The 12,125-nt window shown below is 68.8% G+C and carries 10 protein-coding genes; all 10 read left to right on the top strand.

Annotated elements, in window-relative coordinates:
* The first annotated feature begins 11 nt into the window (after positions 1 to 11).
* The 10 genes from rapZ (at position 12) to pgi (ending at position 12,063) form a co-directional block, all read left to right on the top strand.
* Positions 12 to 947 (top strand): RNase adapter RapZ, encoded by a 936-nt coding sequence (gene rapZ, locus ACFYMC_RS05025; protein ID WP_388518954.1) that lies wholly within the window; start codon positions 12 to 14, stop codon positions 945 to 947.
* Positions 944 to 1,996, top strand: coding sequence for a uridine diphosphate-N-acetylglucosamine-binding protein YvcK (gene yvcK / locus ACFYMC_RS05020; RefSeq protein ID WP_388518951.1), 1,053 nt, complete (start codon positions 944 to 946; stop codon positions 1,994 to 1,996). Before rapZ ends, yvcK begins: the two co-directional genes overlap by 4 nt.
* Positions 1,987 to 2,973: a DNA-binding protein WhiA gene (gene whiA / locus ACFYMC_RS05015; RefSeq protein ID WP_388518948.1), complete on the top strand. Its 987-nt coding sequence runs from the start codon at positions 1,987 to 1,989 to the stop codon at positions 2,971 to 2,973. The genes yvcK and whiA overlap by 10 nt, the downstream gene beginning before the upstream one ends.
* 153 nt (positions 2,974 to 3,126) lie before the next feature.
* Positions 3,127 to 6,075 carry a M14 family zinc carboxypeptidase gene (locus tag ACFYMC_RS05010; RefSeq protein WP_388518945.1) on the top strand — a complete coding sequence of 983 codons (2,949 nt, stop codon included), beginning with the start codon at positions 3,127 to 3,129 and terminating at the stop codon, positions 6,073 to 6,075.
* Between the two features lie 210 nt (positions 6,076 to 6,285).
* On the top strand, positions 6,286 to 7,290 hold the full coding sequence (gap, locus tag ACFYMC_RS05005; protein ID WP_388518942.1) for a type I glyceraldehyde-3-phosphate dehydrogenase: 1,005 nt from the start codon (positions 6,286 to 6,288) through the stop codon (positions 7,288 to 7,290).
* Positions 7,291 to 7,451: 161 nt separating this feature from the next.
* Positions 7,452 to 8,663, top strand: a complete 1,212-nt coding sequence (locus ACFYMC_RS05000; RefSeq protein WP_388518939.1) for a phosphoglycerate kinase — start codon at positions 7,452 to 7,454, stop codon at positions 8,661 to 8,663.
* A 6-nt stretch (positions 8,664 to 8,669) separates the two neighbouring features.
* On the top strand, positions 8,670 to 9,458 hold the full coding sequence (gene tpiA / locus ACFYMC_RS04995) for a triose-phosphate isomerase (RefSeq protein ID WP_388518936.1): 789 nt from the start codon (positions 8,670 to 8,672) through the stop codon (positions 9,456 to 9,458).
* Between the two features lie 106 nt (positions 9,459 to 9,564).
* The gene (gene secG, locus ACFYMC_RS04990; protein ID WP_388519270.1) at positions 9,565 to 9,795 is read left to right on the top strand and encodes a preprotein translocase subunit SecG; all 231 of its coding nucleotides are present in this window, start codon (positions 9,565 to 9,567) and stop codon (positions 9,793 to 9,795) included.
* Between the two features lie 110 nt (positions 9,796 to 9,905).
* Entirely contained in the window at positions 9,906 to 10,241 is a 336-nt protein-coding gene (locus ACFYMC_RS04985) for an RNA polymerase-binding protein RbpA (RefSeq protein WP_073790820.1), read from the top strand.
* Between the two features lie 169 nt (positions 10,242 to 10,410).
* Entirely contained in the window at positions 10,411 to 12,063 is a 1,653-nt protein-coding gene (gene pgi / locus ACFYMC_RS04980) for a glucose-6-phosphate isomerase (protein WP_388519267.1), read from the top strand.
* Positions 12,064 to 12,125 lie beyond the last annotated feature (62 nt).

Here is a 12,125-nt window from a genome sequence, read left to right as displayed (position 1 = left end):
GGGCCAAGGACATGACTGAGCACGACCGAGACGGAGAACAGGTGAGTACGGGCACGAGTGCGGAGGCCAACGACGCCTCCGAGGCGATCATCCCGGAGCTGGTGATCATCTCCGGCATGTCCGGGGCCGGCCGCAGCACCGCGGCGAAGTGCCTGGAGGACCTCGGCTGGTTCGTGGTGGACAACCTGCCGCCCGCGTTGATCCCCACGATGGTGGAGCTCGGCGCCCGGTCGCAGGGAAACGTGGCCAGGATCGCGGTCGTGGTGGACGTGCGTGGCCGTCGGTTCTTCGACAACCTGCGCCAGTCACTCGCCGACCTCGACGCCAAGGGCGTCACTCGCCGCATCGTCTTCCTGGAGTCCTCCGAGGAGGCGCTGGTGCGCCGTTTCGAATCGGTGCGCCGGCCCCATCCGCTCCAAGGGGACGGCCGGATCGTGGACGGCATCGCAGCGGAGCGCGAACTACTGCGCGAGTTGCGTGGGGACGCCGATCTGGTGATCGACACCTCCTCGTTGAACGTCCACGAGCTGCGGTCCAAGATGGACGCCCAGTTCGCCGGCGACGAGGAGCCGGAGCTGCGGGCCACCGTCATGTCCTTCGGGTACAAGTACGGACTGCCGGTGGACGCCGACCTCGTGGTCGACTGCCGCTTCCTGCCCAACCCGCACTGGGTGCCGGAGCTGCGCCCCTTCACCGGCCTCAACGAGGAGGTGGCGGGGTACGTCTTCAACCAGCCCGGTGCCAAGGAGTTCCTGGACCGTTACGCGGAGTTGCTCCAGCTGATCGCGACTGGTTACCGACGGGAGGGCAAGCGGTACGTGACCATCGCCGTGGGGTGCACGGGCGGTAAGCACCGCAGTGTCGCCATGTCCGAGAAGCTGGCCGCCCGTCTGGCCTCCGAGGGAGTCGAGACCGTCGTAGTCCACCGGGACATGGGGCGCGAGTGACCGGCAGGACTCCCAGGCTGCGGCGACTGCGGCGCAGCCGCCCCGAGCGCTCCGAAGCGCCCCGGGTGGCGGGCCGCAAACGCGGGGCGCACCCGAAGGTCGTCGCGTTGGGCGGGGGGAGAGGGCTGTCGGCGTCCCTGGCGGCGTTGCGCAGGATCACCGGGGATCTGACCGCAGTGGTCACGGTTGCCGATGACGGCGGCTCCAGCGGGCGGCTGCGCGAGGAGCTGGGTGTGCTGCCCCCCGGCGACCTGCGCAAGGCGCTCGCCGCGCTGTGCGGTGACGATGACTGGGGTCAGACCTGGGCCCGGGTCATCCAGCACCGCTTCCAGTCCCGGGGTGACCTGCACGAGCATGCCGTGGGCAACCTGCTGATCGTGGCCCTCTGGGAGCAGTTGGGTGACCATGTCAGTGCGCTGGATCTGGTCGGCCGGCTCCTCGGGGCCCAAGGCAGGGTGCTGCCCATGTCGGCGGTGCCGCTGGAGCTGCAGGCTCTGGTGCGAGGGCATGATCCTGCCCGCCCGGACGAGGTCGACACCGTGCGGGGCCAGGCCACGGTGGCTCTGACCCCCGGTGAGGTGCAGTCGGTCTATGTGGTGCCGCACGATCCTCCGGCCGTGCCGGAGGCCGTCGAGGCGGTCCTGGATGCGGACTGGGTGGTCCTCGGTCCGGGGTCCTGGTTCTCCTCGGTCATCCCGCACCTGTTGGTGCCGCAGTTGTATGAAGCTTTGATGGAGACCAAGGCCCGGCGCGTGCTCTCGCTGAACCTGGCGCCGCAGCCTGGTGAAACCGAGGGCTTCTCCCCGCAGCGTCATTTGGAGGTTTTGGCCCGACACGCCCCTAAACTCGCCCTGGACGTGGTGCTGGCCGACCAGGCTGCCGTGCCCGACCGCGAGTCCCTCGCCGACGCCGCCCAGCGCTTCGGTGCCGCGGTCGAGCTGGCTCCGGTCGCCGCCGCGGGCGGTTCCGCCAAGCATGACCCGGAGCTGTTGGCCGCCGCGTACGACCGTATTTTTCGGATGCATGGAAGGATCGGCCCATGGCGATGACGGCAGCGGTGAAGGATGAGATTTCCCGGCTTCCCGTCACCCGGACCTGTTGCAGGAAGGCGGAGGTCTCGGCGATCCTCCGGTTCGCGGGCGGACTGCACCTGGTCAGCGGTCGGATCGTGATCGAGGCGGAGCTGGACACCGGGATCGCGGCCCGCCGGCTGCGCAAGGACATCCTGGAGATCTTCGGCCATTCCTCGGACCTGGTGGTGATGGCGCCGGGCGGGCTTCGTCGTGGCAGCCGGTACGTGGTCCGGGTGGTTGCCGGCGGCGACCAGTTGGCCCGGCAGACAGGCCTGGTGGACGGTCGTGGGCGGCCGATTAGAGGTCTCCCCCCCCAGGTGGTCTCCGGGGCGACCTGTGACGCCGAGGCGGCCTGGCGCGGGGCCTTCCTGGCGCACGGCTCGCTCACCGAACCGGGCCGGTCCTCGTCCCTGGAGGTGACCTGCCCAGGTCCGGAGGCCGCGCTGGCGCTGGTCGGTGCGGCCCGCCGGCTCTCCATCGCCGCGAAGGCCCGGGAGGTGCGGGGGGTGGACCGGGTCGTCGTCCGTGACGGTGATGCGATCGGCGCCCTGTTGACGCGCCTGGGGGCCCACGAGTCGGTCTTGGCCTGGGAAGAACGGCGGATGCGCCGTGAGGTGCGGGCCACCGCCAACCGGCTGGCGAACTTCGACGACGCCAATCTGCGCCGTTCGGCGCGGGCCGCGGTGGCTGCCGGGGCCCGGGTCCAGCGGGCGCTGGAGATCCTGGGCGAGGAGGTCCCGGAACACCTTGCGGCGGCTGGTCGGCTGCGCATGGAGCACAAGCAGGCGTCCCTGGAGGAGCTTGGTGCCCTCGCGGACCCGCCGCTGACCAAGGACGCGGTGGCGGGTCGCATCCGGCGGCTGCTCGCCATGGCGGACAAGCGGGCGCAGGACCTGGGAATTCCCGGTACCGAGTCCAATCTGACCGAGGAAATGGCCGACAACATGGCGTAGCTCCGCGTCCTGAATCCAGACGGAACGGCCCCTTCCGGGAGAATCACCCTTTCTGGAAGGGGTCGTTTCGCGAGCGCCTTATTGACATGATCATGCGGTGTCGTGAGCCTGTCGTCTGATCGCTTTCGTGGTAGACGACAGCAAGGGGTGCACATGAGGCGCAGAGCGAGATCGATACTCGCCGCGAGCGCAATGCTGTTGGGGTCCCTGGCAGCCATCCCAGCCGCCCAGGCCGACTCCACCGTCGGCACCGATCCCGCCGCGGACGCGGTGCGGGTCTACGACGCCGACATCACCCAGGCGCAGGTCCCGCTCGTCCTCGCCGCCGGCCAGGACGCCCATGAGCTGAGCGCCCGCGCCCCGGCCAAGGGAACCGCACGCGTCGAACTCATCCTCACCCGGTCCCAGGCCGAGGTCCTCAGTCGGCAGGGCGTGGGCCTCGTCGAGCGCCGCCTGCCCTCCCGGGCCGCACTGCGCGCCGATGCGGCCGCAGACCACGTCTTCCGTCCGTACAGCGGTCGAGGCGGGCTGCAGGAGGAGATCTTACGGACCGGAGCCGCCTTCCCCGACCTGACCAAGGTGGTCTCGATCGGCAAGTCCGTCCAGGGCAAGGACATCCTTGCGATCAAGGTCAGCAAGGACGCGGATCGGGTCAAGGACGGCGCCAAGCCGGCGGTGCTCTACATGTCCAACCAACACGCGCGCGAGTGGATCACCCCGGAGATGACCCGGCGGCTCCTGCACCACTACCTGGACAACTACAACCGGGACCGGAAGATCACTCAGTTGGTGAACAAGGCGGAGCTGTGGTTCGTCCTCTCCGCCAACCCCGACGGGTACGACTACACCCACGCCCCGGGCGGTCGGCGGTTGTGGCGCAAGAACCTGCGGGACAACGACGGCGACGGCAAGATCACCACTTCCGACGGGGTGGACCTCAACCGCAACTTCGCCTACAAGTGGGGCTACGACAACGAGGGTTCCTCACCCAGTCCCTTCAGTGAGACCTACCGCGGGCCTCGGGCCTCTTCCGAGCCCGAGACCCGGGCACTGGACCGGTTCCAAAAGCGCGTCGGCTTCGAGTACGGCATCAACTACCACTCGGCGGCCGAGCTGTTGCTCTACGGAGTGGGTTGGCAGGTCGCCACCCCGACCCCGGACGACGTGCTCTACCGGGCACTTGCCGGCACCCCGGAGAAGCCGGCTGTCCCCGGCTACTACCCGCAGGTGTCCTCGGAGCTGTACACCACCAACGGCGAGGCCGACGGCCATGCGGCAAACGTCAACGGGACCATGATGTTCACCCCGGAAATGACGACCTGTCAGACGGCCTCACGGATCGATCCCAACGACGCCTGGCGGCCAGAGGACTGCCAGTCGGGCTTCAACTTCCCGGACGACGAGAAGCTGATCCAGGCCGAGTTCGCCAAGAACGTCCCGTTCGCCCTCTCGGTGGCCGAGACCGCCCTGCACCCTGACCGGGCGAGCTCCGTGGTCGGCACCGACGCGCCGGACTTCACCCCTGAGGAGTTCAGCACCTCCTACGCCCGCGGCGGCGCCCAACAGGTCGCGGTCACCGCTCGCAAGTCCTTGAAGCGCAAGGAACTCCGCTACCGGGTCAACGCCGGCCGGGCCAAGAAGGGAGCGCTGCGCCCCTGGAAGGGGGGCGAGGTCTTCGGTGGTGAGGACAACATCCGGTTTGACTCCTACCGCGCCAAGGTCACCGGAGCCCGACCCGGTGACCTGGTCGAGGTCTGGTTCACCGGACGGGACCGTAGCGGCAAACGGGTGTCCAGCTCGCACTTCACCTACCAGGTGGCGAAGTCGCCGCGGGCCGACGTCCTGGTGGTCGCCGAGGAAGGCGCACCCCAGCAGTACGCCCGAACCTATGTGGACGCCCTGCGGGCCCAGGGCCGCCGGGCCGCGGTCTGGGACGTGGCGGCCCAAGGCGCCCCGCACCCCCTCGGTGTGCTCTCCCACTTCCGCACGGTCGTCCACTACACCGGTGCACAGGCGCCCGGCGGAGACACTCAGCTCGCCCTGCGTTCCTACCTCAACGAGGGCGGCAAACTCATCGAGGCCGGTGAGCTCGCCGGTGGCAGTGCCCGGGTCGGTCGCGGCGCCACCAACGACTTCAGTCAGTACTGGCTGGGGGCCTACGGCCGCAGCAGTGCCCCCGGGGCCACCGGCCTGACCGGAGCGGGAGTGCTCAGCGGCGCCAGCGGCGCCTTGGCAGACGCCCCCGGGAACCCGCTCAACTCGCCGGGCGCCTACACGATCACCGCGGACGCTCTCGCTCCCGGGCAGTTCCCGCAGTTCAAGAGTGCTCAGGCCGGCCGGTACGCCGGGGTGGTCAACCCCTACGCCCCGCCCAGCGGACAGTGGATGGCCGCCGCGACCCACGAGGACGACGACTACAAGCGGCTGTCCCGCATCGTCGACCTGACGGCCGTGAGCGCCGCCGACCGGCCGGAACTGCGGATGGCGCTGAACTGGAACACCGAGCCCGGCTACGACCACGCCGTCCTCGAAGCCCACGCGGTGGGCGGCGATGACTGGACCGCGCTCCCCGAGGCGGGCGGTTCGACCAGCAGCACCGTGCCCGAAGAGTGCGCGGCGGGCTTCTTCCTCAACGGTCACCCCTTCCTCGGCCACTACCTGACGCTCTCCGCCGGTGGCTGCGCCGCCACCGGAAGCAGCGGGCAGTGGAACAGCTTCACGGGATCCTCCGGTGGTTGGAAGCAGGTCGCCTTCGACCTCAGTCGATACGCGGGCCAGAAGGTGGAGCTCTCGCTCGCCTACGTCACCGACCCCGGCTCGGGCGGCCGAGGCGTCTTCATGGACGACGCACGCTTGATCGTCGGTGGGCAGGAGCGTGAGAGTGAGGGCTTCGAGTCCTCCCTGGGGCCCTGGGTGGTGGCCGCCGCCCCGGCCGGCAGCCCTGAGGTGCCGGGGGACTGGGTCCGCTCCGGCGAGCTGTTCACGTCCTACGCCGCCGTCACTACGCGTGACACGGTGCTGCTCGGTTTCGGCCTGGAGCACCTGTCGGAGCCACGAGATCGAGCGGTACTCATCGGTAAGGCGCTGCGCGCCCTGCGCTGAGGCCCCACCTCTCGTCACCTGGTGACTCGGCGTGACGGGCCCTGGGCTTGCGGGACCCGTGCCGGAACGGCCGGCACGGGCCCCGCGCGGGCCCCGATGGGCGCGCGATGTCACCGCGAGGCTCACGGAGAGGTAGGGTCGTAAGCGGTCGGGGACATCCCATACAGCTCGCCGGCGTCCAGACCGGCGCACCAACGAGGAGATCGGTTCGTGACGATCCGCGTAGGCATCAATGGTTTTGGCCGAATTGGCCGTAACTACTTCCGGGCGCTCCTGGAGCAGGGAGCGGACATCGAGATCGTCGGTGTCAACGACCTTACTGACAACGCGACCCTGGTGCACCTGCTCAAGTACGACACCATCTTGGGCCGCCTCAAGCACGACGTCAGCCACACCGCTGACACCATCACGGTGGGTGGCAACACCTTCAAGACCTTCGCCGAGCGCGACCCCGCGAACCTCCCCTGGGGTGAGCTGGGCGCCGACATCGTCATCGAGTCGACCGGCATCTTCACCAAGAAGGCGGACGCGGCCAAGCACCTGGCCGCGGGTGCGAAGAAGGTCCTCATCTCGGCTCCGGCCAAGGACGAGGACATCACCATCGTGATGGGCGTCAACCAGGACAAGTACGACGCGGCCAGCCACCACGTCATCTCCAACGCCTCCTGCACCACCAACTGCGTGGCCCCGATGGCCAAGGTCCTCGACGAGAACTTCGGCATCGTCAAGGGCATGATGACCACGGTGCACGCGTACACGAACGACCAGCGCATCCTGGACTTCCCGCACTCCGACCTGCGTCGCGCCCGCGCCGCCGCGGAGAACATCATCCCGACCTCCACCGGTGCCGCCAAGGCCACCGCCCTGGTCCTCCCGCAGCTCAAGGGCAAGCTGGACGGCATCGCCATGCGCGTTCCGGTCCCCACCGGCTCGGTCACCGACCTGGTACTGGAGCTCGACCGCGAGGTCACCCGGGACGAGATCAACGCGGCCTTCCAGAAGGCTTCCGAAGGCCAGCTGAAGGGCATCCTCGACTACACCGAGGACGCGATCGTCTCCTCCGACATCGTGAACTGGCCCGCCTCCTGCACCTTCGACTCCTCCCTGACCATGGTCCAGGGCAAGCAGGTCAAGGTCGTCGGTTGGTACGACAACGAGTGGGGCTACTCCAACCGTCTCGTCGACCTCACGGTCTTCGTCGGCGGCCAGCTCTAAGACCTCAGGCACCAGGCAAGGCAGTTTGATGTGAGCACAGGGCTCGGGCAGCGCAACGAAGCGCGGCGCGGGCCCTGTTGCTTGCCCGATCAGGGCTTCCGCACCATTTCCCGGCTGACCGGGCTTTCAGGTCTTCCAGGGCTTTTTAGGAGTCATCACATATGAAGACGATCGACGAACTTCTCGCCGAGGGCGTCGCGGGCAAGCGGGTCTTCGTCCGCGCCGACCTCAACGTGCCGCTGGCGGAAGGAGCCATCACCGACGACGGCCGCATCCGCGCCGTACAGCCGACCATCGCCAAGCTCGCCGGCGCCGGTGCCCGCGTGGTCGTGGCCTCCCACCTGGGCCGCCCCAAGGGCGCCCCGGACCCGGCCTTCTCGCTCGCCCCGGCCGCCAAGCGGCTCGGTGAACTGCTCGGTGCGGAAGTCGCGTTCGCCACCGACACGGTCGGCCCCGCGGCTCGGGCCACGGTGGACGCACTCGCCGACGGCCAGGTCGCCGTCCTTGAGAACCTGCGCTTCAACGCCGGCGAGACCGCCAAGGACGACGCCGAGCGGGGCGCCTTCGCCGACCAGCTCGCCGAGCTCGCCGACCTCTACGTGGGTGACGGCTTCGGCGCGGTCCACCGCAAGCACGCCTCGGTGGTCGATCTTCCCGCGCGGCTGCCGCACGCGGCCGGCTACCTGATCGCCACCGAGGTCGGTGTCCTCAAGAAGCTCAGCACGGACGTCAAGCGGCCCTACGTGGTGGTGCTCGGGGGCGCCAAGGTCTCCGACAAGCTCGCCGTCATCGACGAGCTCCTCGGCAAGGCCGACCGGCTGCTGATCGGCGGCGGCATGGCGTACACCTTCCTCAAGGCCAAGGGCTACGAGGTCGGCATCTCGCTGCTGCAGGAAGACCAGCTGGAGAAGGTCACCGAGTACATGGAGCGGGCCGAGCGCAACGGCGTGGAGCTGGTGCTCCCCGTGGACATCCTCGCCGCATCGCAGTTCCCGGACCTCAAGACGAAGGCCCCGGCGGACTTCATCACCGTCGCCGCGGACCAGATTCCCGCCGACAAGGAGGGCCTGGACATCGGCCCCCGCACGCGGGAGCTGTATGCGTCGAAGATCGCCGACGCCGAGACCGTCTTCTGGAACGGACCGGTCGGCGTCTTCGAGCACCCCGACTACGCGGGGGGCACCCAGGCCGTCGCCCAGGCGCTGCTCGACAGCAAGGGCTTCACCGTCGTCGGAGGCGGCGACTCGGCCGCGGCCGTGCGTACGCTCGGCTTCGACGAGACCGCTTTCGGTCACATCTCGACCGGTGGTGGCGCCAGCCTCGAATACCTCGAAGGCAAGACGCTCCCCGGCCTCGCCGCACTGGAGGACTGACACTTCATGACTGCTCTCGACAAGGGCCGTACCCCGCTGATGGCGGGCAACTGGAAGATGAACCTCAACCACCTTGAGGCCATCGCGCATGTCCAGAAGCTCGCCTTCGCCCTCACCGACAAGGACTACGACGCGGTAGAGGTCGCGGTACTCGTGCCGTTCACCGACCTGCGTTCGGTGCAGACCTTGGTCGACGGCGACAAGTTGAAGATCAAGTACGGCGCCCAGGACATCTCGGCGCACGAGTCCGGTGCGTACACCGGCGAGATCTCCGGTGCGATGCTCTCCAAGCTCAAGTGCGCGTTCGTGGCCGTCGGCCACAGCGAGCGCCGCCAGTACCACGGCGAGAGCGACGAGCTCTGCAACGCCAAGGTCAAGGCCGCCTTCCAGCACGGGATCACCCCGATCCTGTGTGTCGGAGAGGGCCTGGACGTCCGCAAGGCCGGCAACCAGGTCGCTCACACCCTGGCCCAGGTCGACGGCGGGCTCAAGGACCTTCCGGCCGAGCAGGCCGAGACGATCGTGATCGCCTACGAGCCGGTCTGGGCGATCGGCACCGGCGAGGTCGCCACGCCCGAGGACGCGCAGGAGGTGTGCGGAGCCATCCGCGGCCGTCTGGCGGAGCTGTACGGTCCGGAGCTGGCCGGGAAGGTCCGAATCCAGTACGGCGGCTCGGTGAAGTCGGCGAACATCGCCGCGATCATGGCGCAGCCCGATGTGGACGGCGCCTTGATCGGCGGCGCGGCGCTGGACGCGGACGAGTTCGTCAAGATCGTGCGCTTCCGCGACCAGTGAGTATGCGGTAGGGCGGATCCGTCGTACCCTTGCGGGGGCCAGTGAGCTGAGAGTAGCCGCTGGCCCCCGCCCAGATTTCCACGAAAGTAGGGTCCAAGCCGTGATTATGGGGTTCTCGATCGCCCTGATCGTCTTCAGCGCTCTGCTGATGCTGCTCGTGCTGATGCACAAGGGGAAGGGCGGCGGTCTCTCGGACATGTTCGGCGGCGGCATGCAGTCCTCGGTCGGCGGCTCCTCGGTGGCCGAGCGCAACCTCGACCGCATCACCGTCGTGGTCGGTCTGCTGTGGTTCGCCTGCATCGTCGCGCTTGGCCTGCTGATGAAACTGGACAGCTGACCTGGAAGTAACTCCGGCCATTGGACGGGCGTTGGGCCTTACGTAGACTGAGGCGCCCGCGGTGGGATTCACCAGACGATCGCGGCACCATCACGCAGGGAGTTACGACCGTGGCAAGTGGCAACGCGATCCGTGGAAGTCGGGTCGGTGCGGGGCCGATGGGTGAGGCCGAGCGCGGCGAGTCCGCGCCCCGCCTACGCATTTCCTTCTGGTGCTCGAACGGGCACGAGACGCAGCCGAGCTTCGCCAGCGATGCGCAGGTACCGGACAACTGGGACTGCCCGCGATGCGGCTTCCCGGCGGGCCAGGACCGCGACAACCCGCCGGCTCCGCCGCGCACCGAGCCCTATAAGACACACCTCGCCTACGTCCGTGAGCGGCGCTCCGACGCCGACGGCGAGGCGATTCTCGCCGAAGCGCTCGCCAAGCTGCGCGGCGAGATCTGAGCGTTCGGGTGCCCGCGGACTCCGCGCGCACCTGACCATCGGGCCCGGCCCGGGACGGCGACACTCCGTCCCGGGCCGGGCCCGATGCGTGCGGTGGTGCCTCTCGCCATCCTTTAGGTTGGGACCCGGCGGGGCACCGAGCAGGACGGGAAGAAGGCTGATGTCCGAGATGAACGCAGGCGGTCGCACCAGGTTGAACCGGACCCCCGAGTGGGCGGCACTGGGCAAGCACCGGGAACAGTTCGCAGACACCCATCTGCGTGAGCTGTTCGCCGCGGACCCGGACCGCCCGACCGGCTACACCCTGACGGTCGGGGACCTGCACATCGACTACTCCAAGCACCTGGTGACCGACGAGACCCTGGGCCTGCTGCGCGAGCTGGCGCAGGTCACCGGCGTGACGGAGCTGCGGGACGCGATGTTCCGCGGTGAGAAGATCAACACCACTGAGGGCCGAGCGGTTCTGCACACCGCCCTGCGCGCACCGCGCACCGCGGTGATCGAGGTGGACGGCGAGAACGTGGTACCCGCGGTGCACGCGGTACTCGACAAGATGACGGCCTTCGCTGACCGGGTGCGGTCTGGGCGGTGGACGGGGCACACCGGCCGACGGATCCGCAACGTCGTCAACATCGGCATCGGGGGCTCCGACCTGGGACCGGCGATGGCGTACGAGGCCCTGCGGTCCTTCGCCGAACGCGATGTGACGGTCCGTTTCGTTTCCAACGTCGACGGCGCCGATCTGCATGAGGCGGTCCGGGACCTGGACCCGGCCGAGACGCTCTTCGTCATCGCCTCCAAGACGTTCACCACCATCGAGACCATCACCAACGCGACCTCGGCCCGTGGCTGGCTGTTGGACGGACTGGGGGGTGACCAGGCCGCGGTGGCTCGGCACTTCGTGGCCCTGTCGACGAACGCCGAGAAGGTGGCGGAGTTCGGCATCGACACGGCGAACATGTTCGAGTTCTGGGACTGGGTCGGCGGGCGTTACTCCTACGACTCCGCGATCGGCCTGTCCCTGATGATCGCGATCGGCCCGGACCGCTTCCGCGAGATGCTCGACGGCTTCCACCTCGTCGACGAGCACTTCCGCACCGCGCCGCCCGAGCAGAACGCGCCGCTGCTGATGGGGCTGTTGGGCGTCTGGTACGGGGCGTTCTTCGACGCCCAGTCCCACGCCGTGCTGCCGTACTCGCACTACCTGTCCAAATTCACCGCGTACCTCCAGCAGTTGGACATGGAGTCCAACGGGAAGTCGGTGGACCGGTCGGGGCAACCGGTGGACTGGCAGACCGGCCCGGTGGTCTGGGGCACGCCCGGCACCAACGGCCAGCACGCGTACTACCAGTTGATCCACCAGGGCACCAAGACGATCCCGGCGGACTTCATCGGCTTCGCCCGGCCAGTATCGGCGCTGCCCGAGGCGCTCGCGGCCCAACACGATCTGCTGATGGCGAACTTCTTCGCCCAGACCCAGGCACTGGGCTTCGGCAAGACCCCCGAGGAGGTCCGCGCCGAGGGCGTCGCCGAGGAACTGGTACCCCACAAGACCTTCCGGGGCAACCACCCCACCACCACGATCCTGGCGGGGGAACTCACCCCGGGAGTCCTGGGCCAGCTGATCGCGTTGTACGAGCACAAGGTGTTCGTCCAGGGCGCAGTCTGGAACATCGACTCCTTCGACCAATGGGGCGTGGAGCTGGGCAAGGTCCTCGCCAAGCGGGTGGAACCGGCCCTCGTGGAGGGGGCCGAGGTGCCGGGCCTGGACGCGTCCAGCAAGGCCCTCGTGGCCACCTACCGCCAGTTGCGGGGCCGCTGAGCCGGGTGCCGGCGGGGCGGCCCGGAGCGGATTCAGCTAAGGGGGTCACCGACGTGGTGGCC

The sequence above is a fragment of the Streptomyces sp. NPDC006879 genome, from assembly GCF_042869595.1.
Lineage (GTDB): Bacteria > Actinomycetota > Actinomycetes > Streptomycetales > Streptomycetaceae > Streptomyces.
This window is presented reverse-complemented; position numbering and strand designations above follow the sequence as displayed.